The organism is Novosphingobium soli (assembly GCF_042432915.1).
Classification (GTDB): domain Bacteria; phylum Pseudomonadota; class Alphaproteobacteria; order Sphingomonadales; family Sphingomonadaceae; genus Novosphingobium; species Novosphingobium soli.
In genome coordinates this window covers 188174-213825 of the sequence record NZ_JBHLWK010000009.1, presented here as the reverse complement: position 1 = coordinate 213825, position 25652 = coordinate 188174, and the positions used below count along the sequence as shown (strand labels likewise).

Genomic DNA, 25652 nt, shown 5'->3' with positions numbered 1-25652 from the left:
AGGAACCGATGTCCGACAAGCTGACCGAGATCTGTGACACCAAGCGCGCGGAAGTGGCCGACCGCAAGGGCTACGCCACGATCGCCGACCTCGACGCCCGCGCCGCCGTCCACGACGCGCCGCGCGGCTTCGAGGCGCGGCTGCGCGAAAGGGCAGCGGGCGGATTCGCGCTGATCGCGGAGATCAAGAAGGCGTCGCCCTCCAAGGGCCTGATCCGCGCCGATTTCCGCCCCGCCGAGCACGCGGTGGCCTACGCCCGCGGGGGCGCGGCTTGCCTGTCCGTGCTCACCGACGCCCCCTACTTCCAGGGGCACGAGGCGTTCCTGATGGACGCACGGGCCGCTTGCGCGCTCCCCGTGATCCGCAAGGACTTCATGGTCGATCCCTGGCAGGTGGCGGAGGCGCGCGCGATCGGCGCCGACGCCATTCTCATCATCGTCGCCGCGCTCGACGACGTGCTGATGGCGGAGATCGAGGCGGCGGCCCTGGAGCGGGGCATGGACTGCCTGGTCGAAGTCCACGACGAGGCCGAGATGGAGCGCGCCGCGCGGCTGCGCTCGCGGCTGATCGGGGTCAACAATCGCGACCTCAAGCGCTTCGTCACCGACATCGGCACCACCGAGCGCCTGGCCCCGCTGGCACCTGAAGGCACGCTGCTGGTCAGCGAGAGCGGCATTAACGGGCATGCGGACCTCCAGCGGCTGTCCGGCTGCGGCGCCCGCACCTTCCTGGTGGGCGAAAGCCTGATGCGCCAGGAGGACGTGGAGGCGGCCACCCGCGCCCTGCTCACCGGGGGCTGAGGCCGCGCCCCGAAAACTTGCGGCCTGGCTCTGTCCTACACGCGCCGAATCTGCCATCCCGGTGAACTGCACGCGCGGCCGTGCCGTTCGTACAACCTCTTCCGGGATCGCAAGCCACCCATGAGCAAGTCCCTCACCCACATCGATTCCGATGGCTCGGCACGGATGGTCGACGTCGGCGCCAAGGCCGAGACGCAGCGCCTGGCGGTCGCCTCGGGCCGCATCGCCATGTCGGCGAAGGCGCTGGCCGCGATCCGCGCCGGAGACGCACCCAAGGGCGACGTGCTGGGCACCGCCCGCATCGCCGGGATCATGGCCGCCAAGCGCACCGGCGAGCTCATCCCGATGTGCCACCCGCTGATGCTCGATGCCGTGAACCTCGACTTCGCGTTCGAGGCGGATGCGGTGCGTGCCACGGCCACGGCCTCGCTCACCGGCCGGACCGGCGTGGAGATGGAGGCGATGGTCGCCGCCTCGGTCGCGCTCCTGACGATCTACGACATGGCCAAGGCGCTCGACAAGGGCATGGTCATCGGCGAGGTCCGCCTTGTCGAGAAGCGCGGGGGCAAGTCCGGGCACTGGAAGGCGGAGGATCACCGCGCATGAGCCTGCCGCCGCCGATGCCGCTGGAGGACGCCCAGGCGCGCCTGCTCGCCCTCGCCGCGCCGCTCCCGATCGAGCGGGTCGACGTCGAGGGCGCGCTCGGGCGCTACCTCGCCGCGCCGCTGCATGCCCGCCGCACCCAGCCCGCGGCGGATCTGTCGGCGATGGACGGCTATGCCGTGGCGCACGGCGACCTCGCCGGGCCGTGGCGGATTGTCGGTGAAAGCGCGGCGGGGCACCCCTTCGCGGGCGCGGTGTCGGGCGGCACCGCAGTGCGGGTCTCGACCGGCGCGGTGCTGCCGCAAGGGACCGGCGCCGTGATCCTGCAGGAGGACGTGGCGCGCGACGCGGAGCGCCTGCACCTCTCGGGCGAAGCGCCGCATCCGGCGCACAAGCACATCCGGCCCTGCGGCATGGATTTCGCCGACTCGCACGAAGTCATTGCCCAGGGCACCCTCCTCGGCCCGGCGCAGGTCGCCCTCGCCCTCGCCGCAGGGCACAAGCACCTGCCCGTCTGCCGCCTGCCGCGCCTGGTGGTGATCGACAGCGGGGACGAGCTCGCCGCCGATCCCGAAGCTTGCGCCCCGCACCAGGTGCCGGCCAGCAACGGCGCCATGGTGCTCGCGCTCGCCCGCGCGCTCCCGGTCGACGCCCGGCGCCTCGGTCCGGTCGAGGACACGCTGGAGGCGATCACCGCGGCGCTGGAGGCCTCGGCCGAGGCGGACGTCATCGTTACCAGCGGCGGCGCTTCGGTGGGCGACCACGACCTGGTCCGCCCGGCGCTGGAGGCGTGGGGCGCCAGCCTCGATTTCTGGCGCGTGGCGATCAAGCCGGGCAAGCCGATCCTGGTCGCCACGCGCGAGCGCGCCGGGCGGCGGCAGATCATCCTCGGCCTCCCCGGCAATCCGGTGTCGAGCTTCGTCACCGCCTACCACTTCCTGATGCCGCTCCTGCGCGCGCTGCTGGGCGCGCGTGACGCGGTGGCGCGCCAGGTCACGACGCGCCTGGCGGCCCCGGTCCGCGCCAATGGGCCGCGCCGGGAGTTCCTGCGCGCGCAGTGGGACGGCGCCGCGGTGACGCCGCTGACGCTGCAGGACAGCGGCGCCCTGTCCTCGCTCTCGGCCAGCAACGTGCTGATCGACCGACCGGCCCTCGCCCCCGCCGCCGCGACCGGCGACGAGGTGCGCGTCTATCTGCTGGCAAGCGGCGGGATCGCTTGAAAAAATGCGCATCGTTGCTTGATTGTTCTCCCAATGTTCACTAGGAGAACATGGGTGGTCGGGGCGTCCCCGGCGCGGCGTTCATGAAAGGGCAGCGACAATGTTGACGCGCAAGCAGCACGAACTGCTCCGGTTCATCCAGACCCGGCTGGAGGAGAGCGGCATCTCCCCCAGTTTCGAAGAGATGAAGGAAGCGCTCGACCTCAAGTCGAAGTCCGGGGTGCACCGCCTGATCTCCGCGCTCGAGGAGCGCGGCTTCATCCGCCGCCTGCCCAACCGCGCCCGCGCGCTCGAAGTGCTGCGCCTGCCCGACGATACCGGCACCAAGGCGGTGCGTCCCGCCCCTGCCTCCGGCAGCGCTTCGGTGGCAGCGGCAGCGGCAGCAGCAACCGGGGCAGGCAAGGGCCGGTCGCCGCAGCGGACGCCGGCGCCCGCCAACGACGTCATAGAACTGCCGCTGCACGGCCGCATCGCCGCCGGCGTCCCGATCGAAGCTCTCGAAGGCCAGTCGACGCTGCCCGTCCCTGCCGCCCTGCTCGGGTCGGGCGAGCATTACGCGCTCGAGGTGTCCGGCGACTCGATGATCGAGGCCGGCATCCTCGACGGCGACTTCGCGCTGGTGAAGCGTACCAACACCGCGCGCGACGGAGAGATCGTCGTGGCCCTGGTGCGCGGCGAGGAAGCAACGCTCAAGTACCTGCGCCGGGAGGGCGGTCTCGTGCGCCTCGACCCCGCCAACGCCGCCTACGAGCCGCAGATCTACGGTCCCGACGAAGTGGAAGTCCAGGGCAAGCTGGCCGGCCTGCTCCGCCGCTACCACTGATCGCGCGCCGACTTCGCGGAAGCGGAGGCGGAGACGCGGCAGGGATTGGCGGCGCACTTCACGTTGCGTCTCCTTATCGCACCTCGCCGGCATCGTCCTGTCCGCCCATCCTTTGCGAAGGCCACTTCGACCAGCTTGAGGGCTGATCGCGGTCCTGTCCTGTGGCGGCGGCGGCCCCCTGCCCGCGCGCGCGCCGCAGCTTGCCTCTCGATCAACGCGGGCCGACTATAGCGCGGCCACCGGTTCGGGCAGGCGTTCACACAGGTTTCGCGGGACTGCGCAGACAGCCACGAGCCGCTCCACCGCTCTCCTGCGGGGCAGGGAAGCGCTGCGCAGGCAGCGAAGCGGCGCGGCGGCAGGGGGTCGGCTCGGCGGGACGCCACCAGCCATGCTCGCCCTGCCCAGCGGCCACCGTATGAATGCGCCGGGCGTCGACCCGGATCGCCAGTCCGCCGGTGCGGCCGAGCATGGTCCGGTCGACCTTCAGCCAGCGCGGATGGCAGCTTCGCGGCAGCCAGCGGTCCGAGATGACGATGTCCGCCCGGTCGCATGCGGCGGCGAGTGCGCGTTCGGGCACCGCATCGCGCCCGCGCGAGACGAGCACTTGCACCGTCCCTTTCCCCCGCTCCATCGCAAGCACGCAGAAGTCCCGATTGCAGCGTGCGCCCGGCCAGCGGTCGAGAGCGGCCGGTTCTCTCTCCAGCCCCGCCAGCTCCATCATGTTGTCCCGCGCGTAGCCTTCGCCGCCGTCCCGCAGCACGAAGACGCGGTCGCCTCCTTCGGTCACGATCCCCACGTGCCGCCCGTCTCCCGAGACCAGGATGTCCGGATGCGGGGCCAGCGCCAACAGGGCGGCGCCCGCCGCGGCCAGCGGGGCACCGAGCCAGCGTACCCGCCCGCTCCAGATCCCGATCCACAGGGCTCCAGCGACGAACGCCACGTAGGGCAGCGGACCCGCGGCCGGCAGCGTGGTGACCGCATGCGGCAGCGAGGCGAAGGCGTGCGCTATGCCGGTCAGCAGGTCGATCGCCCGGCCGGCGAGCCACCACAGCGGCCAGCCCGCGCCCACCACGTCGAGCAGGAGCGCGCCGGCGAGCAAGGGCATGACGGCGAAGGTCGTGAGCGGGATCGCCAGCATGTTCGCCAGCGCCCCGTAGACGCCGGCTCGGTGGAAGTGGTGCAGGCCGATGGGCATGAGCGCGAGGTCGATGACAACCCCGGTCAGCAAGAGCATGGCCAGGTGTCGCAAGGCCCGCGTGCCGACCGGCTCGTCGCGCGGGGCGAGCAACCGCCGCGCGGGTGCGGACGTGCTGACGGCGACGAGCGCCAGCACCGCGCCGAAGCTCATCTGGAAGCTCGGCCCCATCAGCGTCTCGGGCCAGAGCAGCAGGACGCACCATGCCGCCATCGCCAGCATCCGTAGCGACAGCGGCTCCCGCCCGAGCGCCAGGGCGGCCAGCACCAGCAGCGCCCCGATGCACGATCGCACCGTCGGCACCTCGGCGCCGGAGAGCAGCGTATAGCCCAGCCCCGCCAGGGCCCCGGCGCCGGCGGCCACGACCGGCAGCCGCACCCGCAGCGCCAGCCAGGGAAACAACGCGAGCACCCGCACCACCAGCAGGTACACCGCACCCACCACCGCGGACACGTGAAGCCCGCTGATCGAGAGCAGATGCGCCAGACCGGAATCGCGCATGGCCTCGGCGTCGGCTTCGGGGATGCCGCCCTGATCGCCCGTCACGAGAGCGATGGCGATGCCGGCGCCGCCCCCGGCCCCCACCTCGGGCCCGTTCCGGCCCGCGGCCCGGTCCTCCCCGCCGATGCCCTGCCGGATGTGATCGGCCAGCCCCTGCCGGAGCGCGGCGAGCCGTCCGCGCGAGCCGTCCCCCCTTTCGATCACCTCCAGCGGACCAAGGGCGGTACCGCTCGCAGCGATGCCCTTGAACCAGGCGGTCCGCGCGAAGTCGTAGGCGCCGGGCAGCATTGGCGCCGCGGGCGGCATCAGGCGCGCCCGGAACCGCACCAGGTCGCCAAGGGCCGGGCGGCTCGACAGCCCCTCGGCCGGCACGTTGATCCGCACTTTCAGCGCCCGTCCCGTGCCCGGCTCGCGCACCGCCATGACGAGGCGGTCGCGGGCGAGCGCAGGCTGCGGCTCGACGTCCAGGAGGCGCCCGACGAACACGCCGGAAATGGGCCGCGCGAGCGCCGACTCGCCCACCGCCGCGGACCGCGCCCAGACGGTTAGGCAACCCGCCGCGACCATCAGCGGCAGCACCGCCAGCGCGGCGGCGAGGTACGGCCACCGGTCGCGTCCGGACCACGGCGCGAGCGCCGCAGCGGCCACCAGGGCGCACCCCGCGCACAGGGCGATCCAGTGCGCCGCGGACGGCAGCGCGAACCACGCCGCGATGCCGCTGCCGAAGGCCACTACGAGCCACGGCGCACGATCGAATCCGGCCTGCGAAAGAAATCGCTCGAGGGCGGCCAAACCCCTCGACAAGTCGGCTCCGCTGTTCCATGGCCCCTGCTGCAGTGCAGCGGCACCCGCAGGAACCCGGGGCCGGTCAGAGAAAGTCGCCGCCTGGCTCGCCATGGCTGGCATAGGACAGGAAGGTTGGGTCGATGGCAAGCGGCAGTGCATCGGGCGGAGCGGCGGGCACGAAAGCCGTCGTCACGCGCTTTGCCCCCTCGCCCACGGGTTATCTCCATATCGGCGGCGCCCGCACCGCTCTGTTCAACTGGCTCTTCGCCCGCCACCACGGCGGCAAGTACCTCCTGCGGATCGAGGACACCGATCGCGCCCGTTCGACCGAGCCGGCCATCGAGGCCATCTTCGACGGCCTCTCGTGGCTCGGCCTCGGCGGGGACGAGGAGCCCGTCTTCCAGTTCGCGCGGTCCGACCGCCATGCGCAAGTGGCCGCGCAGATGCTCGACACGGGGCACGCCTATCGCTGCTACCTGACGCCCGAGGAGCTCGCCGAGCGCCGCCAGAAGGCGCAGGAAGAGCGTCGCCCGTTCCGGATCGACAGCGAGTGGCGCGATGCCGACCCGTCGACCTGGCCCGCGGACGCCCCGTGGGTGGTGCGCATGAAGGCGCCGCGCGCGGGCGAGACCACGATCGAGGACCTGGTCCAGGGCTCGGTGACGGTGAAGAACGAGGAAATCGACGACTTCGTCATCCTGCGCAGCGACGGCACGCCGACCTACATGCTGGCAGTGGTGGTGGACGACCACGACATGGGCGTCACCCACGTTCTGCGGGGCGACGACCACCTCAACAACGCCTTCCGCCAGCTCGTCATCATCGAGGCGATGGGCTGGGACGTGCCGGTCTATGGCCACGTTCCGCTGATCCATGGCTCGGACGGCGCGAAGCTGTCCAAGCGGCACGGCGCGCTCGGCGTGGACAGCTACCGCGACGAGCTCGGCATCCTGCCCGAGGCGCTGTTCAATTACCTGCTGCGGCTCGGCTGGGGCCACGGCGACGACGAGATCATCTCGCGCGAGCAGGCGGTCGCGTGGTTCGACATGGCCGATGTGGGCAAGTCGCCGTCGCGCTTCGACCTGGCCAAGCTGCAGAACCTCAACGGGCACTACCTGCGCGAGGCCGACGATGCGCGCCTGGCCGAGCTGGTGGCGGCCCGTCTCTCGGCTTCCGGGCAGGGCGTGGACGCAAGCGGCGCCGCGCTGCTGGCGCGCGCCATGCCCGTGCTCAAGGTCCGTGCCAAGGACCTCAACGAACTTGCAGAAGGCTCCGGCTTTCTGTTCGCCAAGCGCCCTCTCGCCATGAGCGAGAAGGCGTCGGCGCTCCTGACCGACGAGGCGCGCCAGCGGCTCGGCACGGTTCACGAGCGCCTGTCCGGTTCGGCTGACTGGACGCTCGAGGGACTGGAAGACAATCTGAAGGCATTGGCCGGGGAACTCGAAGTGGGTCTCGGCAAGCTCGCGCAACCCTTGCGGGCAGCCCTGACGGGTCAGACGACATCGCCGGGGATTTTCGACGTACTGGTATTGCTCGGACGGGAGGAAAGCCTGGCTCGCATCGGCGCGCAGGCGAACGTTTCCGCCGGGTCGCAGGCATAAGGAGAAAGTACTGGTGGGTGATCAGGCAAAATTGAGCGCTTCCGGCGCGGACTACGACTACCCGATCCTGAAGGGCAGCGTGGGACCCGACGTGATCGACATCCGCAAGCTCTACGGCCAGACCGGCAAGTTCACGTTCGACCCCGGGTTCACCTCGACGGCGAGCTGCGAGTCGGCGCTGACCTACATCGACGGCGACGAAGGCGTGCTGCTGCACCGCGGCTACCCGATCGGCCAGCTGGCCGAGAACTCGTCGTTCATGGAAGTGAGCTATCTGCTCCTCAACGGTGAACTGCCGAGCAAGGCGGAGCTCGAGAAGTTCGAGACCACCATCACCCGCCACACCATGGTGCACGAGCAGCTCGCCACCTTCTATCGCGGCTTCCGCCGTGACGCGCACCCGATGGCGATCATGTGCGGCGTGGTCGGCGCGCTCTCGGCGTTCTACCACGACTCGACCGACATCGCCGATCCCGAGCACCGCAAGATCAGCTCGCACCGCCTGATCGCCAAGATGCCGACGATCGCGGCGATGGCGTACAAGTACTCGGTTGGCCAGCCCTTCCTCTACCCGGACAACAAGCTCAGCTACACCGGCAACTTCCTGCGCATGACCTTCGGCGTGCCGGCGGAAGAGTACGAGGTGATCCCGGCGGTCGAGAAGGCGATGGACCGGATCTTCATCCTCCATGCCGACCACGAGCAGAACGCCTCGACCTCGACCGTGCGCCTGGCCGGCTCCTCGGGCGCCAACCCCTTCGCGTGCATCGCGGCGGGCATCGCCTGCCTGTGGGGCCCGGCGCATGGCGGCGCCAACGAGGCGGCGCTCAACATGCTGCGCGAGATCGGCACGCCCGACAAGATCCCGCACTACATCGAGCGCGCCAAGGACAAGAACGACCCGTTCCGCCTGATGGGCTTCGGCCACCGCGTCTACAAGAACTACGACCCGCGCGCGACGGTCATGCAGTCGACCGTGCGCGAGGTGTTCGAGGCGCTCAAGGTCGACGACCCGCTGTTCGAGACCGCGCTGCGGCTCGAGGAGATCGCGCTCAACGACCCGTACTTCGTCGAGAAGAAGCTGTTTCCGAACGTCGACTTCTACTCGGGCATCATCCTCTCCGCGATCGGCTTCCCGACCACGATGTTCACCGTCCTGTTCGCCCTGGCGCGCACGGTGGGCTGGGTCGCGCAGTGGAACGAGATGATCTCGGATCCAGGCCAGAAGATCGGCCGTCCGCGCCAGCTCTACACGGGCCCGACGCAGCGCGACTACGTGCCGCTCGACCAGCGCTGACGACAGGCCGCGCGCCGTCGCGGTCCTTAGGGAAAGCCCTCGCGCAAGCGGGGGCTTTTTCTTATGGCGCGGCCTTCGCCTTCCCGCCACAATCCCGCCGCATCCCGGGATCATCCTGTGGCAAACGGGGCGCGAAAACATGCTGTTCATTCGATTTCTGGCGATGATCCTGGGCCTGCTGGCGATAGCGCTGGGCCTCCTGTGGGTCGGCCAGGGCACCGGCGTCGTGCTGTGGCCCGAGGACAGCTTCATGCTGGCGGACCGCGGCTGGGCGGTTCGGGGCGCGGTTCTCGTGGTGGTCGGCGGGATCGTCGTCTGGCTGGCCCGCAAGGGCTGACGATCAAGCCTCGGCGTCGGCAGGAACCTCGAGGATGAAGCGCGCGCCCTCGCCGGGTGTGCTCTGGACGGTGAGGTCGCCCCCCATCGCCCGCGCCAGGCTGCGCGAGATGTAGAGGCCGAGCCCCGAGCCGCCGTCGCCGCTGCGGCCAAGCCGCTCGAACTTCTCGAACGCGCGGACCTGCTCTTCGGCGCTGAGGCCGGGACCCTCGTCCGCCACGATCACGCGGGCGCGATTCTCCGCAGGCTCCAGCGCGATGGCGACTCGCGAGTGCTCGGGCGCGTAGCGGATCGCATTGCCGACGAGGTTCAGCAGGACCTGCAGCACGCGCCGGAACTCGGCGGTCGCGGGAAGGGTCTGCTCGGGCGGGGGCGCGATCACCACGATGCCCTTCTCGCGCGCGCGGACGCCGAGGATGCCCGCCGCCTGGCGAGCCACCTCGGACAAGTCGATGCGGTCGGGCACGGTCGCGAACCCCTCCGCCTCCACCACTTCGAGGTCGGCCATGTCCTGGAGCAGAGCGAGCAGGAGCGCGCCGGCGCTGGCGATCTCGCCCGCATAGTCGGCATAGGCGTCAGGAAGGGGCCCGGCGAGCCGGGTGCGGATCGTCTCGGCATTGGCGACGATCCGCGCGATCGGCTGCTGGAGGACGGGGGCGAGATCCTGCCCGACAAGGCGGCGGGGCAAGGGCGCGATGCCGCCGACCGCCGCCGCAGGTGCAATCTCCGCCGGGGCCTGGTCGGACAGCAGGAGGAGCTCGAAGCCGGACGGCTCGAAGCCGGGGCGGCGGTGCGGGACCAGGGTGACCCGCCACTTGCGGCGCGATCCGGGCACGGCCACCGCCGATCCGTCGAGCAGGCGCCAGTGCAGCGGCTGCTGGTGGATCCCCTTCTCGGGCTGCAGGAAATCGGTCCAGTGCCGTCCGGTGCCTGCCGCCATCGCTGCCGTCACCTCACCCAGCTCCGGCACGTCGGAGAGCACCGCGATCAGGCGCTGCCCGGCGTCGAGCCAGGCGGAAAGCTCCGCCAGGTGGCGGTCGATCGACAGCCTGCGCCGCTCGGCCGCGGCGTCGTCGCCCAGCGGCAGCGGCGCCGCCTGCCAGCTGTGCACGCGGATGGCGCAGCCTGACCCGCCCTTGGCCGACCCGTCCTGGGCCGGCTCGACCTCGACCCAGGCGGAGATCGCGTCGCTGCCGTCGTGCGCGTGAATGGTCCGCGCCAGCCCCAGGCCCGAGCGGCGCACCTGGCGCACCAGCTGCAGGAGATCGGGAATGGCGATGGTGCCCGGCAGCTCGCCCCCGCAGCGCAAGTGGAGCCCGGCCAGAGGATCGTCCGCCGCCAGCAGCCGGTCGTCCCCGTCGCTGAGTCCCGATGCCAGGATGCTGCCGTTGGCCAGCATCACGTGTGCGCCGGAACGGGGGCCGCCGGGGCCAGGACGGGTGCGGCCGCGAGGAGCGCGCGCGCCTGCTCGGGTTGCAGCGGGTCGAGCGGTGGCAGCGGGACACCCGCGGGGTGAAGGGCGAGCAGCGCGCGGGTGATCGACGCGGAGGGCAGCCCCACGGCGCGCAGCATGAGGGCGAAGCGCGCCGCCTGCCGTTCGTGCGTCGCGCCGATCACCGCATCGCGCGTCGCGCCGCAACCGCCAGCCACGGCCGAGAGGAAGAGCGCGAGCCCGGCATGGGGGAGCGACAGTGCGGCACCCGCCGCTGCCAGCGCGGTCACCAGGCGGGCGGCCAGCGCCTCCCGCGACGGTTCCAGGCCAGACGGGCCTTCGGCGGCGTGCAGCCGATCGAGCCGGTCCGCAAGATCCCCGTCGCGGCCGACCAGCTTGCGCAAGATGGCGAAGACGCCCTCGCGCACCGCCTCCGGCAGATCGCGCAGGGGCAGGCTCATGCGCCGCTGCACCTGGCACCAGCGCCCCTGCGCCGCCAGGAAGGCCGAAGCGAGGTGCCGGACCGCGGGATCGACCGAGGCCATGCCCTCCTTCAGCAGGGGCGAGAACACCGGATCGAGGCCCAGGCGCAGCTGCAGCCGTTCGGTCAGCTGCCATTCCACCGCGAGGGCATGGACGTGCGAGAGCAGCGCCGCATCGTCCACGAAGGCGCGGGTCAGCACGTCGACGTCGCCTCCCACGTGGCCACAGGGGCGGGCCTCTCCGGCGAGGGCGTGCAGCACTTCTGCGGCGAGGTCGGCGATCATGCCGCGCACGCGGGCCAGGACATCCTCCCCGAACAGGCAGTCGTCCTCCAGCGAGACCAGGTAGCGCAGGATCGGCAGAGCGGTTCCGGCCACGGCATCCGCCCGCGCCAGTTCCTCGCGCAGTGCCGCTTCGACGCCCTCTGGGCCGGCCTTATGGACCGCTTCCTCGATCATGGGACGGGTCTAGGCGCCATATGGTTAAACCTGTGTTAGCCGTGACGCCGGGGTGGCAGCAGCAACGCCGCCGCCAGCAGCCCCACCGACAGCAAGCGCACCACCAGCAGGACCTGCCCGAAGCCCGAGGCCGCCGCAAGCACGGCGCCGAGCACCGCCCGGTCCGCGATCCACGCCGCGGCCGTGCCACCCGACACCCGCGGCACCAGGACCAGCAGCAGCATCAGGATCACCGGGGTGCAGAGCCAGGCAAGCACCGGCTCCCCCACGAAGCGGGAGGTATCGAGCAGCACCATCGCCGTGAACACGGCGTCCACCAGCCACACCAGTGCGTCCGCCCTCGGTATCGCGGGGGCCGGTTGCCCCAGCGCGTGCCGCTCGGCTGCGCGCAGCAGCCTACTGGCTTCGGTCAGCACCCAAGCGATCGCCACGAATGCGAAGCCCGCGGCCGCCAGCTCGAACCAGCCCAAACCCAGGGCGATCGCTAGCGCCGCAAGGACGGCGGCCGAAACGATGTTGCTGGCATTCCCGGCGTGAAGCAGCGAGGAGCCGAAGCTGAGCACCGCAAAGCGGGCCACCGCCCGGCCGGGAGGGCTGCCCCCCGGCTCGGCGAAGCGCGATCGCAGCCACTCGTTCTCCAGCGCATAAGCCTCGGCCTCGCTGCGGATCATGCGCCACCCCGAACCGGAGCGGATGTTCACCGGCACTTCGCGCATGGCCACGCCCGACTGGAGGGCGATCCGCGTCAGCGCGGAGGGCACGTCGCAATCGGCGGGCAGTTCGTGGAGCCGCTCCACCAGGTGTCCCGGCGCGCGCATGAGCCCCGCGCCGGCGCGATTGATGTCGATCCGCTCGAACCCGGCGGCCAGCGCTCCTTCCACCGGCTGGACCAGCACCACCGGCGCGCGGCCGTCCAGCAGCGCCACGGCGTCGGCCGGGTCGGCGAACAGCCCCTCCGAGATGACGACGAGTTCGTCGCCCGCCGTCACCAGCCCGGCGAGTTGCGAGGGACCGGTGGCGATGGTGAACTGGAGCCCGGCGTTCTCCGCGTCATGCTGGAGGGCGATCAGTTCGGGAGAGGTGCCGCGCGCCATGCACACGATGCGCTGGCAATCGAGCGCGAGCGCGAGGCCGAGCTGGTGCTGCGCGATGCTCGCACCCGCGACTCGCAGGAATGCACGCGAGAACGGCTGCCCCGCTCCCGCGGGCTCCGTCATGGCCAGCAACGCTATCCGCAAAATTCAACTCCAGCACCCTGCCCCGGTTTAGGCAAGGCCGGCGCGGGTGCCAAGCGAAAGGGGATGTCAGCCTCCGGAAAACGCCTGGAGATACGCCTTGAGCCTGCGCACCACCGTCGGCTCGCCGGGCGCAGCCTCCAGCGCGGCCTCCGCCAGTTCCAGCAGCTCGGCCGAATGGAAGCTGGCGGCAAGGCCCTTGAGCCGCATCGCGGCCATGTTCCAGTTGCCGTCGCAGCGCGCCCGGCCCAGCAGGTCGACCTGCCGTGCGACGCCTTCGCGGTAAGCGGCGCGCAGGTCCGCCGCAAGCGCGGGATCCCCGCCTGCCGCGGCAGCGAGCGTCGCTTCCAATGCGCCTGGTTCATAAGCCATTTCCCCAGGATAGTGGCGGGAGCGTTAAGCCGGGGTTTATTGATGCCCGGTCCGTGGTAACGTGGTTGGATGGTCGGGGAAAACAGGATCATCGCTTTCGGAGCCAACACTGGCGACACCGCCGGGGCCGAAGAGGACGCGCCGTCGTCTCCGACGCCCTCGGACTGGGACGACGCCTGGGTCGCCGCCGAAGACGGGGAGCCTGCGGCAGAGCCTGCCGCAGAGCCTGCCGCCCGCGCCTGGGTCCTGCCGACGCTGGCCGCGGTCAGCGTCGCGGGCTGGACGGTGCTGTTCGTGCTGGCCCAGCTTCCGGCACTGCGCGCCGGTCTCCCGCTCGCCCGAGTGCCCGAACTGGTGGCCCAGTGGAGCGCGCCCGTGCTGCTGATCGGCGTGGTCTGGCTCCTCGTGCTGCGGAACAGCACCCGCGAAGGCCGGCGCTTCGCCGACGCGGCAAGGCTGCTGTCGAACGAATCGACGCTGCTGGAGGCGCGGCTGACGACGGTGAACCGCGAGCTCAGCCTCGCTCGCGAGTTCGTGGCCGCGCAGTCGCGCGATCTGGAGGCGCTGGGCCGCATGGCGGCGGAGCGACTGTCGCAGAACGCAAGCCGGCTGCAGGAACTGGTGATCGACAACAGCGCGCGCGTCGAATCGATCAGCGCGGTGAGCACGGCGGCGCTGGACAACATGGAGAAGCTGCGCGGGCAGCTTCCGGTGATCGCGAGCTCGGCCAAGGACGTCAGCAACAACATCGTCCACGCCGGGCGCAACGCGCGTGCCGAGCTCGACGACATGATCCACGGCTTCAACCGGCTGAACGAGTTCGGCTCTGCCAGCACGCGGCAGGTCGCGCAGCTGCGCGACCAGGTGAACGAGACGTTGGATGGCTTCACGGCGCGGGGAGAGCAGCTCGAGCGTGTCGTCGCGGATCGCTTCCGCGACCTGCACCAGCGCAGCGAGGCATTCAGCGTCGAGCTCGACCGGCGCGAGGTCGACGCCCTCGCCGCCATTCGCAGCCGGGCCCAGGCACTGAACGGGGAAATCGAGGAGACCCGGCGGCAGCTGGACCGCGACGAGGCCGAGAGCCTCACCTCGCTGCGCGCGCGGCTGGTCGCCCTGCGCGACGAAAGCGACGTCGTTTCGCGCGCCCTGCACCGGGCCGAGGAGAATGCCGTCGAGGCTCTCAAGGGCACTCTCGCCGCCCTCGCCGAAGAGCAGTCCGCCACCGGCGCCGCGGTCCACCAGGCGCAGGAGGCCGCGGTCGAGGCGCTCGCCGCGCGTCTCGCCACCATCGCCGCCGAGGCGCGGCAGATGGACGAATCCATCGGCCTGCGCGCCGAACGCCTGGCGGCCGAGGCCGAGGAGCGGCAGGCGCGCCAGGTGGAGCAGGAGCGCCATGCCGTCGCGCGGATCGAGCACATGCTGGGCGATCTCGACGCCGCCATCGCCGAACGCCTGGAGCGTCACCGCATCCAGGCCGCGGCGCTGGCCGAACGCGCCGGCGCGGTGACGGGCGAACTGGCCCGCTACGACGCCCGGCTCGAGAGCATCGCCCACGGCGCGGCCCAGTCCGAAACGCGCCTCGCCGGCAGCCTGGGCGCGCTCACCGATCGGCTTGCCGCCGCGCGGGCGACGCTCGCCGCCACCGACCACGACGTCGCCAAGCTGACCGAGGACAGCGTTCGTCTTCTGGAGCTGATCCAGGCCAGCGCCCGGCACACGCACGAGGCCTTGCCCGAGGCGCTGGCGCTCTCCGAGGACCGCCTGCGACGGCTCCACGAGGGCCTGGGCGAACTCTCCGCCAAGCTGCGCGAGGCGGGCGAGCGCGGCGACGTGCTGGGCGCCGGCCTCGCGGCCTCCGGTGGCGTTCTGGACGCGCTGATCGCCGATCTGGCCAGCGCGCAGGACGCGATCGGCGCGCGGGGTGCCGACAACGCCGCCGTCCTCGACCGCCTGCTCGGCACGCTCGGCCGGATCGACGGCGCCCTGGACGCCACGCGCGGCAAGGCGGCGCAGGCGCTGGAGGGCGCGATCGCCGACCTCTCGGCGGGCCTGGTCACGACCGTCGCGGCGATCGAGGACGACAGCGCCGCGCGTATCGCCCGCGTCGCGCAGACGCTGGGGGCAGAGAGCGCGCAGGCCATCGACAAGGCCATGCGCGGCAAGGTCGCGGAGGTCACCGGGCAGCTCGAGCAGGCGGTCGCCCATGCCGCCGGGGTCACGCGCGAAGCCACGGTGCAGCTGCGCGACCAGCTCGCGAAAGTGGACGATCTCGTCGCCAGCCTGGAAGGTCGCGTGGCCGAAGCCCGCAACCGCGCCGAGGAGCAGGTGGACAACGACTTCGCCCGCCGCGCCGCGCTCATCACCGAGGCCCTCAACTCCAACGCGATCGACATCGCCTCGGTGCTGTCCAGCGACATCGCCGACACCGCCTGGGCCGCGTACTTGCGCGGCGACCGCGGCATCTTCACGCGCCGCGCGGTCAGCCTTCTGGACGCCAGCGAGACCAAGGCCATCCAGCAGATTTTCGAACGCGACGATGCCTTCCGGGCCAACGTCAGCCGGTACATCCACGATTTCGAATCGATCCTGCGCGAAGTCCTGTCCACGCGCGACGGTAATGCCCTAGGGGTGACGCTTCTCTCCTCAGACATGGGCAAGCTCTACGTGGCGCTGGCGCAAGGGATCGAGCGCCTGCGCAACTGAGCGTGAATTGGTCATGCCGCGGGACGGCGGGCGGGCCCCCGCGATGCTCATGCCGGGGGGTTACGGGCAGGCACCCTGCCACCGCGCGTAAGCAGCCGCACCGGTGGTTGGGGGGAAGGCCCTCCCACAAAGCAACGTCACATGCGGATAAGGCGGCTCAGGCAGGGAATGCCGGTAGAACCACCAATGTGCCGTCGCCTCCCCCCCGGAGGCCGATGTATATTGGGAAAATAGACTTGGTAAAGACCTGATAAGGATAAAACCCGATCAATATCCCAAGTCATCCACCGGTGGCTTTCCGAAGACGTTCAGGTCCTCCACGGTAATCCACTGATAGGCATAGTTGGCATAGTAGAGCCCGAAAAGGACAAGCGCGAGAACCGTGGCGCGGCGCGCGATCAGTCCCGGCCGGAAATTGACCGGCGCGCTGTCTGCATGCCCCTTCCCGACCTGATGGCCCTCCACCTGGTCGGGCGTGCGCAGTCCGAACGGCATCACGAGGAACGCGCTCAGCACCCAGAACAGCGCATAGATCGCCACGATCGAGGTCCATCTCATCGCCATAGGGCTCAGTCCTCCAGCAGCAGCACCTGGACCTGCGGCTTCTTGCCCGACCAGCGGGTGGCGGCGCGCCGAGCGGCCAGGCGGGCGGCTTCGATCCGCGCATCGCGATCCCCCCTTCGGGCGCGGTTCAGCGCCTCGGCGACGTCGCGCTTCGTCTCCGCGACGTAGTCGGCATAATCCTCGTCCAGTGGTAGCCCGATCGCCGACACCTCGACATGGCCGCGGCGGTCGGCCGCGACCGAGACGACGCCGTTCCAGGCGATCCGCCGGCGCATGACCATGGCATCGCCGTCAGCCGGAGCGATGATGTCCCCGTCGAGCACGAGCCGCCCTGCTCGAACTTCGCCGAACTTGCCGGGGTGTTCGGGAGCAAGGCGCACGAGATCGCCGTTCTTCTGGAAGATGGCCTTGGGGATGCCGCAGGACAGGCCGAGGCGCGCCTGCTCTTTCATGTGGCGGATCTCGCCGTGGACCGGCACCAGGATCTTCGGACGCACCCAGCTGTAGAGCGCCTGCAGCTCCGGCCGGCCCGGGTGCCCGGAGACGTGGATGGGGCTTTGGCGGTCGGTGACGACCACCACGCCGGCTTCCGCCAGGCGGTTCTGGATGCGGCCGATCTGGATCTCGTTGCCGGGGATCTGCCGGCTGGAGAACAGGACGACGTCGCCCTTGTCCAGCTTGATCGGATGGTTGCCTTCCGCGATGCGGGCCAGCGCCGCGCGCGGTTCTCCCTGCCCGCCGGTGGCGACGATCAGGACGTCGCCGCGCGACAGGTCCATCGCGGTCTCGGGGTCGATGAGTGCGGGCAGGTCCTGGAGGTAGCCGCAGGACTGGCCGGTCGCGATGATGCGGTCGAGCGATCGTCCGGCCACGCAGAGCTGCCGCCCCGTCCGGCGTGCCACTTCGCCCAGCGTCTGGAGCCGGGCGACGTTGGAGGCGAAGGTCGTGACCAGCACGCGGCGCCCTTCGTGGCGCTTCACCTCCTCCAGCAGCCCGCGATAGACCTCGCCTTCGGACCCGGACGCCTCGGGATTGAAGACGTTGGTCGAATCGCAGACCAGCGCGAGCACACCCTCGTCGCCGATGGCGGTGAGTTCCGCCTCCGTAGCGGGAGTGCCCACCTGCGGTTCGTCGTCGATCTTCCAGTCCCCAGTGTGGAAGATGCGGCCATAGGGCGTGTCTATCAGCAGCGCGTTACCCTCGGCGATCGAGTGCGCCAGCGGCACGTAGCGCACGCCGAAGGGACCGACCTGGAAGGTCTCGAGATCTTCGACGACGATCAGCTCGACCTCGCCCAGCAGGCCTGCTTCCTCCAGCTTGGCCGCGACCAGCTTGGCAGTGAACGGCGTCGCGTAGAGGGGGACGCCCAGCTCCTCGGCGAAGTAAGGGACCGCGCCGATGTGATCCTCGTGCGCGTGGGTCAGCACGATGCCGAGCAGGTTCTCCCGCTCCGTCTCGATGAAGTCGAGGTCGGCGAAGACGAGGTCCACGCCGGGGTACTCGTTGCCGGAGAAGGTCATGCCAAGATCGACCATGAGCCACTTGCCCTGGCATCCGTACAGATTGACGTTCATTCCAATCTCGCCCGAGCCACCCAGAGCGCAGAAGAGAAGTTCATTACCAGGAATCACTGAAACGTTGCCCTTTCGGCAAGAATGGCGAGGCCCTCGATGGTGAGGTCCGCATCGACGGCGTCGAAGATCTGCGTGGCTTCCTGGAACAGCACGGCCAGGCCGCCGGTGGCGATCACCTGGGCGGGGCGGCCGATCTCGGCGCGGATGCGGGCGATCAGGCCCTCCATCATCGCGACGTAACCCCAGAACACCCCGATCAGCATCTGGTCCTCGGTGTTGCGCCCGACCACGCTGGTGCTCTTGGGTGCCTCGATGGCGATGCGCGGCAGCTTGGCGGTGTTGCCGACCAGCGCATCGAGCGAGAGATTGATGCCGGGCGCGATGATGCCGCCCTTGTAGGCTCCGTTGAAATCGATCACGTCGAACGTGGTCGCGGTGCCGAAGTCCACCACGATGAGATCGCCCGGGTGCTTGGCATGGGCGGCGATGGCATTCACCGCGCGATCGGCGCCGAGCGAGCGCGGCTCGTCCACGTCGATGTCGATGGCGTACTCCGCAGCGCCCTGGCCCGCGATGAGCGGCTCCACGTGGAAATAATGACGCGCCAGTATCTCGAGGTTGTGCAGCGCGCGCGGCACCACCGTGGAGATGATGATCCGGTCGACCGCCTTGGCTTCTACCCCGCGGATGGCGAGCAGCTGCATCAGCCAGACGGCGTATTCGTCGCCGGTCCGCCGCGGATCGGTGGCGATGCGCCAACGCCCTCGGATGGTCCGCCCTTCCAGCAGAGCGAAGACGACGTTGGTGTTGCCGGCGTCAATGGCGAGCAGCATGGCTCTTCATGTTCCTCATACTAGCAGGACGTCGCCGGCATGGATCGTGCGCAGCGAGCCGTCCTCGAGGGTCAGCCGCAGGTTTCCGTCCTCGGCCAGTCCCGCGAAGGCTCCGTGCACTTCCCCCTCCCCGGACGGCAGCACCCGCAGCGGCGTTCCCAGCGGGTGCGCGGCACTTTGCCAGCGACGCAGGAGCGGAGCAAGGCCGGCCGAGCGCCAGCGCAGGAGTTCGCGCGCGAAGGTCTCGGCCAGCGCCCCGGCGAAACGGTCGCGACCGGGCGCCGCGCCGTGGTCCGCCAGCGCGGCGACGGACCGACCCGGCACGTCCGGAGCACTGGCCAGGTTCACGCCGATGCCGACGATCACCACTCCGCCGATCATCTCCAGCAGGATCCCGGCGACCTTGGCGCCCTCGCGCAGCAGGTCGTTGGGCCACTTCAGCCGCAGGTCGCGGACACCCAGCTCGCCGATCGCCTCATGGACGGCCAGCCCGGCCAGCAGCGCCAGCGTCGCGGGAGCGGGATCGCCGGTCCCGGGGCGCACCACGGTCGATCCCATGAAGTTGCCGGCACCGTCGTTCCAAACCCGGCCGAGCCGGCCCCTGCCCGCCGTCTGGCGATCGGCGACGAGCCAGGTGCCTTCGGGCAGGTACTCTCCGGTGGCGAGCCGGCTCGCCACATCCGCGTTGGTCGAGCCGGTCTCGTCTACGACTTCGATCAAAGCGCGTGGAACAAGGCGGTGGCGGCGGTGTCGGTCAGGCCCTGCAGCCATCCGCTGAGAAGGTAGCCCAGCGGCGAGATGAACAGGCAGGTGACCACCAGGATCGCCTTGTGCCACACGTCGCTCTCACCCTTCACCACGTCGGCCGGCTCGTCGAAGTACACGACCTTGACGACCTTGAGGTAATAGAAGGCGCCGATCACCGAGGCTGCGAAGCCGATGAACGCCAGCGCCATCATGTCGGCCTCGACGGCGGCCTGGAAGACCAGGAACTTGCCCCAGAAGCCGAACAGCGGCGGGATGCCGGCGAGGCTGAACATCACGATCGCGAGCGCCAGCGCCAGCCCCGGCCGGGTGCGCGACAGGCCGGCGAAGCTGGAGAGCTCCTCCACCGCGCGGCCGTCCGCGTCCTTGAGCATCAGGATGGTCACGAAGCCGGCGACAGTCATCGCCACGTAGATCACCATGTAGAACAGCATGGCGGAGGCGCCCTGCGCATTCGCGGTGGCCAGGCCGACCAGAATGAAGCCGACGTTGTTGATCGACGAATAGGCCATCAGGCGCTTGATGTTCTTCTGCCCGATCGCACCCAGCGCACCGACCACGATCGAGGCGAGCGCGATGAACACGATGATCTGGCGCCACGCCGCGGCCTGGTCTCCGAAGGCATCGAGCATGACGCGCATCGTCAACCCGACCGCGGCGACCTTGCCGGCCGTGGCGAAGAACTTCGTCACCGGCGTGGGGGCGCCTTCGTAGACGTCCGGCGTCCACATATGGAAGGGCACCGCGCTGATCTTGAAGGCGAGGCCGGCCAGCATGAACACCACGCCGAACAGCGCGCCGTTCGACAGGTTGTTCGACAGGGCGGCGTCGATGCCGCTGAACGCGGTGGTGCCGGTGAAGCCATAGGTCAGGCTCATGCCGAAGAGCAGGATGCCCGAAGCCAGCGCGCCCAGCACGAAGTACTTGAGGCCCGCTTCCGCCGAACGCCCGTCGGTCCGCATGAACGCCGCCAGCACGTAGGCGGCCAGCGAGTTCATCTCCAGGCCGATGTAGAGCGCCAGCAGGTCGCCCGCCGAAACCATCAGGCCGCTGCCGAGCGCCGCAAACACCACCAGGATCGGGAATTCCGCGCGCATCGCGCCGAGCCGGTCGAAGAAGGCCGGCGCGAGCACGAGCGTGGACGCCGCCGAAAGGTAGATCAGGATCTTGGCGAAGCTGGAGAAGGCATCAGCGCGGACCTGGCCGAAGAACGCGGAGGTGTCCGGTCCCATCGCGCCGTCGCACAGCGCCGGCGCGACGAGGAAGGTGGCCCCGACCAGCGCCGTGACGGCGAGGATCGAGATCAGGCGGCTTGCCTTGTCACCGCCCCAGGCGGCGATCAGGAGCAGGACGAGGCCTGCGATGCTCAGCGTTTCTTCCGGCGCGATCAGGCGCAGGGAGTGCGACCAGTCCATCAGTGTGACCCCCCGTGCGCAGCGGCTTCTTCGTGCGCAGGCTTAGCTTTTCCAGGTGTAGGCTTGCTGTCGCTGGCCGGCTTCGCACGGGCGAGGCGGGCGTCGAGCGCAGCAATGTCGGCGCGCATCGGCGCAATGAAGCTCTCCGGGTACACGCCCATCCACAGCACCGCGAGGCCGAGCGGAACCACCATCAGCAGTTCGCGCGCGTCGAGGTCCGGCATGGCGGCGGCATCGGCGTTCTTCTGTTCGCCGAAGACGACCCGGCGATAGAGATAGAGCATGTAGGCCGCGCCCAGGATGATGCCCGTCGTGCCGATCAGCGCCGCCGAGGTCGAAGCCTGGTAGATGCCGCCCAGGCTCAGGAACTCACCCACGAACCCGCTGGTGCCCGGAAGGCCGATCGAGGCCATCGTGAACAGCAGGAAGAACAGCGCGTAGCGCGGCATGTTTATGGCGAGGCCACCGTAGCGATTGATCTCGCGGGTGTGCAGCCGATCGTAGATGACGCCCACGCACAGGAACAGCGCGCCCGAGACAAGGCCATGGCTCAGCATCACCAGCATCGAGCCTTCCAGGCCCTGTACGTTGAACGCGAACAGGCCGAGCGTCACGATCGCCATGTGCGCGACCGAGGAGTAGGCGATCAGCTTCTTCATGTCGCTCTGCACCAGCGCGATGAGCGAGGTGATGACGACGGCCGCCATCGACAGGCCCCAGATCAGCGGCGCGAAGTACGCCGAAGCCTCGGGGAACATCGGCAGCGAGTAGCGGATGAAGCCGTAGCCGCCCATCTTCAGCAGCACGCCCGCCAGGATGACCGACCCGGCGGTCGGCGCCTGGACGTGCGCGGCGGGAAGCCAGGTGTGGACCGGCCACATCGGCATCTTCACCGCGAAGCTGGCGAAGAACGCGAGCCACAGCCAGGTCTGGACCTTCGGGTCGAAGTCGTAGGCCATCAGCGTCGGCACGTCGGTGGTGCCGGCGGTGTGGACCATCCACAGCATCGCCACCAGCATCAGCACCGAGCCGAGCAGCGTGTAGAGGAAGAACTTGTAGGAGGCGTAGATGCGGTCGGCGCCGCCCCAGATGCCGATGATGAGGTACATCGGGATCAGGCCGGCTTCGAAGAACATGTAGAACAGGAAGATGTCCTGCGCCATGAACACGCCGAGCATGAGCGTCTCGACGAGCAGGAACGCCGCCATGTACTCGCCCACCCGCTTCTCGATCGACTGGCTCGCGCCGATGCAGATCGGCATGAGGAAGACCGAGAGCATGATGAGCAGCAGCGCGATGCCGTCGATGCCGAGCGCCCAGGAGAAGCCCGAGAAGATCTCGAGCCGCTCGGTGAATTGCCACTGCGCGCCGCCGATGTCGTAGCTGGCCCAGAGGACGACGCCGAGCACCAGGTCGACGAGCGTGGCGGCGAGAGCGACGGTGCGCGCCGCCTTGGCTTCAAGGAAGAGGCAGGCCAGTGCGCCGAGCAGCGGCACGGCCAGCATCAGGCTGAGGATCGGAAAACCACTCATCATCTTATCCCGCGATCACCCAGCTGATGGCGCCGACGAGGCCCAGCAGCATGACAAGAGCGTAGCTGTACAGATAGCCCGACTGGACCTTCTGCGCGTAAGTCGAACCCCGCGCCACCACGGCGGCGGCACCGTCGGGGCCGAACCGGTCGATGATCCCGACGTCGAGCACCTTCCATAACACGCGGCCGAGCCAGAAGGCGGGCACCACGAAGACGTAGTGATAGAGCTCGTCGAACATCCACTTGCGGTACACGAAGGTGTAGACCGGGCCGAGCTGGTCGGCGACCGCCTTCGGGAAGTCGAGGTTGCGCAGATACCCGTACCATGCGGTCAGCAGACCAAGCGCCATCACCGTGAACGGCGCCCACTTCACCCAGGTCGGGACGCCATGCATGGCGTGGATCAGGTGCTCGTGGAACACCAGCGCACCCTTCCAGAAGGCGCCCTCGCCGTCCGACACGAACGCGTGCTCGAAGACGAAGCCGGCGAAGATCGCGCCCAGCGACAGGATCAGCAGCGGCAGCAGCATCACCAGCGGGCTCTCGTGGGGGTGGTAGCCGCCCGTGCCGTCGCCGTGCGTGGTGTAGATCGGACCGCCCGAACCCAGGTCGGCCGCGCCGTGGCCATGCGCGTCGTGGTGCTCGGTGCTTTCGCCCGCGTCTTCCTGCGCCGCAGGACCGTGGCCATGCGGATCCTGCGTCGGATCGCCGTGGCCGTGCGCGCTGTCGTGCGCATGCGCGTGATCGTCATGACCGTGGCCGTGGGCGTCGTGCACCGCGTGCTGGATGTGCTCCGACTGGATCCAGCGCGGCTTGCCGAAGAAGGTGAGGAACACCAGGCGCCACGAGTAGAAGCTCGTCATCAGCGCCGCCAGGATGCCCATCCAGAAGGCGAACTGGCCGACCGAGGTGCCCGAGCCGAACGCCGCCTCGAGGATAGCGTCCTTCGAATGGAAGCCCGCGAAGCCCGCGAAGCCGGCGATGCCGACGCCGGTGATGGCCAGCGTACCCGCCGTCATGGTCCAGAACGTAATGGGGATGTGCTTACGCAGGTTGCCGTAGAAGCGCATGTCCTGCTCGTGGTGCATCGCATGGATCACCGAACCGGCACCGAGGAACAGCAGCGCCTTGAAGAAGGCGTGGGTGAACAGGTGGAACATGGCCGCGCCATAGGCGCCCACGCCCGCGGCGAAGAACATGTAGCCCAGCTGCGAACAGGTCGAGTAGGCGATGACGCGCTTGATGTCCCACTGCGTGCAGCCGACGGTGGCGGCGAAGAAGCAGGTGGCGGCGCCGACGAAGGCGATGACGTGCATCGCCGTCTCGCTCGTCTCGAACATGGGCGACAGGCGGCAGACCATGAAGACGCCCGCGGTGACCATCGTCGCCGCGTGGATCAGCGCCGAAACGGGGGTCGGGCCTTCCATCGCGTCGGGAAGCCAGGTGTGCAGGCCCAGCTGCGCCGACTTGCCCATGGCACCCACGAACAGCAGGAGGCAGATCACCGTCATGGTGTCGATGCGCATGCCGAGGAACCCGATCGTCGAGCCGGCCATCGCCGGCGCGGCGGCGAGGATCTCGGGGATCGACACGGTCCCGAACACCAGGAAGGTGCCGAAGATGCCGAGCATGAAGCCGAGGTCACCGACGCGGTTGACCACGAAGGCCTTGATCGCGGCGGCGCCGGCGGACGGCTTGCGGAACCAGAAGCCGATCAGGAGGTACGAGGCCAGGCCCACGCCTTCCCAACCGAAGAACATCTGCACCAGGTTGTCCGCGGTCACCAGCATCAGCATGGCGAAGGTGAACAGCGAGAGGTACGCGAAGAAGCGAGGCTGGTCCGGCTCCTCGCTCATGTAGCCCCACGAGTAGAGGTGCACGAGCGCCGAGACCGAGGTGATGACCACCAGCATGACCGCCGTCAGCGAATCGACGCGCAGCGCCCAGTCGAACGTCATCGAGCCCGAGGCGACCCACTTGAGCACGGGGACCACGTGCGCCTCGGCGGTACCATTGAGGAAGCCGAGGAAGATCGGCCACGACAGCGCGCAGGCGACGAACAGCGCGCCGGTCGTCAGCACCTTGGGCACGAGGAACCCGAACGACTTGTTCGCGAACCCGGCCAGGATCGACGCCAGAAGCGGCAGGAAGACGATGAGGAGGATAGACAAGGCCTTATCCCTTCATCCGGTTGACGTCGTCGACGGCGATGGTGCCGCGGCCACGGAAGTAGATCACGAGGATAGCGAGCCCCACTGCGGCCTCGCCGGCGGCGACCGTCAGCACGAACATGGCGAAGATCTGGCCAGTCAGGTCGTGCAGGAAGGCGCTGAACGCGACGAGGTTGATGTTCACCGCAAGCAGGATCAGTTCGATCGCCATCAGGATGACGATCACGTTCTTGCGGTTCAGGAAGATGCCGAGGACACCGAGCACGAAGAGGATCGAGCTCACGACCAGGTAATGTTCGACGCCGATCACAGCTGGACCCCCTTGCCGATCTCCGGCTTCACGTTGAAGGTCGCGTCCTCGGGACGACGCTGGACCTGCTTGGCGATCTTCTGGCCCCGCGTGTCGCTGCGCTGACGGTGGGTCAGGACGATGGCACCGATCATGGCGACCAGCAGGATCACGCCGGCAGCCTCGAACAGGAACAGGTAGCGGCCGTAGAGCAGCGCTCCGATCGCCTCGATGTTGGAAGCGCCCGCAGGCGTAGCGGCGGTGCCGTCGGGCGTGCCCAGGTCCAGCGACCCGGCGCGGTAGGCGCCGATGCCCAGGACGATCTCGGCCAGCAGCACGATCGCGACCAGCGCCCCGAACGGGAAGTAGCGCACGAAGCCTGCCCGCAGTTCGGCGAAGTCGATGTCCAGCATCATGACGACGAACAGGAACAGCACCGCGACGGCACCGACGTAGACGATGACCAGCAGCATCGCGATGAACTCGGCGCCGGTCAGCACCATCAGGCCGGCGGCGTTGAAGAACGCCAGGATCAGCCAGAGCACCGAGTGCACCGGGTTGCGCGCGAGGATGGTGATCGCGCCGGAGGCGACGGTCATCACCGCGAAGAGGTAGAAGGCGATTACGTGTATCATGGAAGCCCGTTTCCTTGCGCGCGCCGG

22 protein-coding genes are annotated in these 25652 nt (G+C 69.5%); 8 read left to right on the top strand and 14 right to left on the bottom strand.

The window, feature by feature from the left end:
• The first annotated feature begins 8 nt into the window (after positions 1–8).
• The 4 genes from trpC (at position 9) to lexA (ending at position 3446) form a co-directional block, all read left to right on the top strand.
• A complete protein-coding gene (gene trpC, locus ACFFJC_RS06420; RefSeq protein WP_379486664.1) occupies positions 9–800 on the top strand; it encodes an indole-3-glycerol phosphate synthase TrpC in 792 nt (263 codons plus the stop codon).
• Between the two features lie 120 nt (positions 801–920).
• On the top strand, positions 921–1406 hold the full coding sequence (gene moaC / locus ACFFJC_RS06415; protein ID WP_379486663.1) for a cyclic pyranopterin monophosphate synthase MoaC: 486 nt from the start codon (positions 921–923) through the stop codon (positions 1404–1406).
• A complete protein-coding gene (locus ACFFJC_RS06410; protein ID WP_379486662.1) occupies positions 1403–2623 on the top strand; it encodes a molybdopterin molybdotransferase MoeA in 1221 nt (406 codons plus the stop codon). The genes moaC and ACFFJC_RS06410 overlap by 4 nt, the downstream gene beginning before the upstream one ends.
• Positions 2624–2723: 100 nt before the next feature.
• The gene (lexA, locus tag ACFFJC_RS06405) at positions 2724–3446 is read left to right on the top strand and encodes a transcriptional repressor LexA (RefSeq protein ID WP_379486661.1); all 723 of its coding nucleotides are present in this window, start codon (positions 2724–2726) and stop codon (positions 3444–3446) included.
• Between the two features lie 256 nt (positions 3447–3702).
• Here the strand turns inward: lexA and ACFFJC_RS06400 are convergent, their stop codons facing one another.
• Positions 3703–5874, bottom strand: coding sequence for a ComEC/Rec2 family competence protein (locus tag ACFFJC_RS06400; protein WP_379486660.1), 2172 nt, complete (start codon positions 5872–5874; stop codon positions 3703–3705).
• Between the two features lie 194 nt (positions 5875–6068).
• Here ACFFJC_RS06400 and gltX point away from each other — a divergent pair, with 194 nt between their 5' ends.
• From gltX to ACFFJC_RS06385, 3 genes are all read left to right on the top strand, one after another.
• Positions 6069–7529 (top strand): glutamate--tRNA ligase, encoded by a 1461-nt coding sequence (gene gltX, locus ACFFJC_RS06395; protein ID WP_379486659.1) that lies wholly within the window; start codon positions 6069–6071, stop codon positions 7527–7529.
• 13 nt (positions 7530–7542) lie between these two features.
• Positions 7543–8826, top strand: coding sequence for a citrate synthase (locus ACFFJC_RS06390; RefSeq protein ID WP_379486658.1), 1284 nt, complete (start codon positions 7543–7545; stop codon positions 8824–8826).
• Positions 8827–8965: 139 nt separating this feature from the next.
• A complete protein-coding gene (locus ACFFJC_RS06385; protein WP_379486657.1) occupies positions 8966–9163 on the top strand; it encodes a hypothetical protein in 198 nt (65 codons plus the stop codon).
• 3 nt (positions 9164–9166) lie between these two features.
• Here ACFFJC_RS06385 and ACFFJC_RS06380 read toward each other — a convergent pair whose 3' ends face one another.
• The 4 genes from ACFFJC_RS06380 to ACFFJC_RS06365 all read right to left on the bottom strand — a co-directional run bounded on the left by ACFFJC_RS06380 (position 9167) and on the right by ACFFJC_RS06365 (position 13142).
• A complete protein-coding gene (locus ACFFJC_RS06380) occupies positions 9167–10561 on the bottom strand; it encodes a sensor histidine kinase (RefSeq protein WP_379486705.1) in 1395 nt (464 codons plus the stop codon).
• On the bottom strand, positions 10561–11535 hold the full coding sequence (locus tag ACFFJC_RS06375; protein ID WP_379486656.1) for a hypothetical protein: 975 nt from the start codon (positions 11533–11535) through the stop codon (positions 10561–10563). Before ACFFJC_RS06375 ends, ACFFJC_RS06380 begins: the two co-directional genes overlap by 1 nt.
• Before the next feature lie 35 nt (positions 11536–11570).
• Positions 11571–12752: a hypothetical protein gene (locus ACFFJC_RS06370; protein WP_379486655.1), complete on the bottom strand. Its 1182-nt coding sequence runs from the start codon at positions 12750–12752 to the stop codon at positions 11571–11573.
• Positions 12753–12839: 87 nt separating this feature from the next.
• Complete coding sequence (locus ACFFJC_RS06365) at positions 12840–13142, bottom strand: Hpt domain-containing protein (protein WP_379486654.1); 303 nt, start codon at positions 13140–13142, stop codon at positions 12840–12842.
• A 69-nt stretch (positions 13143–13211) separates the two neighbouring features.
• Here ACFFJC_RS06365 and ACFFJC_RS06360 point away from each other — a divergent pair, with 69 nt between their 5' ends.
• Complete coding sequence (locus ACFFJC_RS06360) at positions 13212–15845, top strand: coiled-coil domain-containing protein (RefSeq protein ID WP_379486653.1); 2634 nt, start codon at positions 13212–13214, stop codon at positions 15843–15845.
• A gap of 267 nt (positions 15846–16112) precedes the next feature.
• Here the strand turns inward: ACFFJC_RS06360 and ACFFJC_RS06355 are convergent, their stop codons facing one another.
• From ACFFJC_RS06355 to ACFFJC_RS06315, 9 genes are read right to left on the bottom strand one after another with little or no spacing between them, the layout of a single operon-like run.
• On the bottom strand, positions 16113–16403 hold the full coding sequence (locus ACFFJC_RS06355; protein ID WP_379486704.1) for a DUF1467 family protein: 291 nt from the start codon (positions 16401–16403) through the stop codon (positions 16113–16115).
• Positions 16404–16414: 11 nt separating this feature from the next.
• Positions 16415–18040: a ribonuclease J gene (locus ACFFJC_RS06350; RefSeq protein WP_379486652.1), complete on the bottom strand. Its 1626-nt coding sequence runs from the start codon at positions 18038–18040 to the stop codon at positions 16415–16417.
• A complete protein-coding gene (locus tag ACFFJC_RS06345; protein ID WP_379486651.1) occupies positions 18037–18816 on the bottom strand; it encodes a type III pantothenate kinase in 780 nt (259 codons plus the stop codon). Before ACFFJC_RS06345 ends, ACFFJC_RS06350 begins: the two co-directional genes overlap by 4 nt.
• Before the next feature lie 15 nt (positions 18817–18831).
• Complete coding sequence (locus ACFFJC_RS06340) at positions 18832–19536, bottom strand: biotin--[acetyl-CoA-carboxylase] ligase (protein WP_379486650.1); 705 nt, start codon at positions 19534–19536, stop codon at positions 18832–18834.
• A complete protein-coding gene (gene nuoN, locus ACFFJC_RS06335; RefSeq protein WP_379486649.1) occupies positions 19533–20996 on the bottom strand; it encodes an NADH-quinone oxidoreductase subunit NuoN in 1464 nt (487 codons plus the stop codon). Before nuoN ends, ACFFJC_RS06340 begins: the two co-directional genes overlap by 4 nt.
• Entirely contained in the window at positions 20996–22528 is a 1533-nt protein-coding gene (locus ACFFJC_RS06330) for an NADH-quinone oxidoreductase subunit M (RefSeq protein ID WP_379486648.1), read from the bottom strand. The genes nuoN and ACFFJC_RS06330 overlap by 1 nt, the downstream gene beginning before the upstream one ends.
• A 4-nt stretch (positions 22529–22532) precedes the next feature.
• Positions 22533–24701, bottom strand: a complete 2169-nt coding sequence (nuoL, locus tag ACFFJC_RS06325; protein ID WP_379486647.1) for an NADH-quinone oxidoreductase subunit L — start codon at positions 24699–24701, stop codon at positions 22533–22535.
• Positions 24702–24705: 4 nt separating this feature from the next.
• Complete coding sequence (gene nuoK, locus ACFFJC_RS06320) at positions 24706–25011, bottom strand: NADH-quinone oxidoreductase subunit NuoK (RefSeq protein ID WP_379486646.1); 306 nt, start codon at positions 25009–25011, stop codon at positions 24706–24708.
• Positions 25008–25625 (bottom strand): NADH-quinone oxidoreductase subunit J, encoded by a 618-nt coding sequence (locus ACFFJC_RS06315; RefSeq protein WP_379486645.1) that lies wholly within the window; start codon positions 25623–25625, stop codon positions 25008–25010. Before ACFFJC_RS06315 ends, nuoK begins: the two co-directional genes overlap by 4 nt.
• Positions 25626–25652: the final 27 nt, after the last annotated feature.

Excerpts from the sequence above, each read along its gene's own strand:
- nuoN (WP_379486649.1), bottom strand. The coding sequence starts at position 20,996 with ATGGACTGGTCGCACTCCCTGCGCCTGATCGCGCCGGAAGAAACGCTG.
- ACFFJC_RS06360 (WP_379486653.1), top strand. The coding sequence starts at position 13,212 with ATGGTCGGGGAAAACAGGATCATCGCTTTCGGAGCCAACACTGGCGAC.
- ACFFJC_RS06355 (WP_379486704.1), bottom strand. The coding sequence starts at position 16,403 with ATGAGATGGACCTCGATCGTGGCGATCTATGCGCTGTTCTGGGTGCTG.
- gltX (WP_379486659.1), top strand. The coding sequence starts at position 6,069 with ATGGCAAGCGGCAGTGCATCGGGCGGAGCGGCGGGCACGAAAGCCGTC.
- ACFFJC_RS06315 (WP_379486645.1), bottom strand. The coding sequence starts at position 25,625 with ATGATACACGTAATCGCCTTCTACCTCTTCGCGGTGATGACCGTCGCC.
- ACFFJC_RS06385 (WP_379486657.1), top strand. The coding sequence starts at position 8,966 with ATGCTGTTCATTCGATTTCTGGCGATGATCCTGGGCCTGCTGGCGATA.
- ACFFJC_RS06375 (WP_379486656.1), bottom strand. The coding sequence starts at position 11,535 with ATGATCGAGGAAGCGGTCCATAAGGCCGGCCCAGAGGGCGTCGAAGCG.
- ACFFJC_RS06365 (WP_379486654.1), bottom strand. The coding sequence starts at position 13,142 with ATGGCTTATGAACCAGGCGCATTGGAAGCGACGCTCGCTGCCGCGGCA.
- trpC (WP_379486664.1), top strand. The coding sequence starts at position 9 with ATGTCCGACAAGCTGACCGAGATCTGTGACACCAAGCGCGCGGAAGTG.
- ACFFJC_RS06380 (WP_379486705.1), bottom strand. The coding sequence starts at position 10,561 with ATGCTGGCCAACGGCAGCATCCTGGCATCGGGACTCAGCGACGGGGAC.
- ACFFJC_RS06370 (WP_379486655.1), bottom strand. The coding sequence starts at position 12,752 with ATGACGGAGCCCGCGGGAGCGGGGCAGCCGTTCTCGCGTGCATTCCTG.
- moaC (WP_379486663.1), top strand. The coding sequence starts at position 921 with ATGAGCAAGTCCCTCACCCACATCGATTCCGATGGCTCGGCACGGATG.
- ACFFJC_RS06410 (WP_379486662.1), top strand. The coding sequence starts at position 1,403 with ATGAGCCTGCCGCCGCCGATGCCGCTGGAGGACGCCCAGGCGCGCCTG.
- lexA (WP_379486661.1), top strand. The coding sequence starts at position 2,724 with ATGTTGACGCGCAAGCAGCACGAACTGCTCCGGTTCATCCAGACCCGG.
- ACFFJC_RS06345 (WP_379486651.1), bottom strand. The coding sequence starts at position 18,816 with ATGCTGCTCGCCATTGACGCCGGCAACACCAACGTCGTCTTCGCTCTG.
- ACFFJC_RS06330 (WP_379486648.1), bottom strand. The coding sequence starts at position 22,528 with ATGAGTGGTTTTCCGATCCTCAGCCTGATGCTGGCCGTGCCGCTGCTC.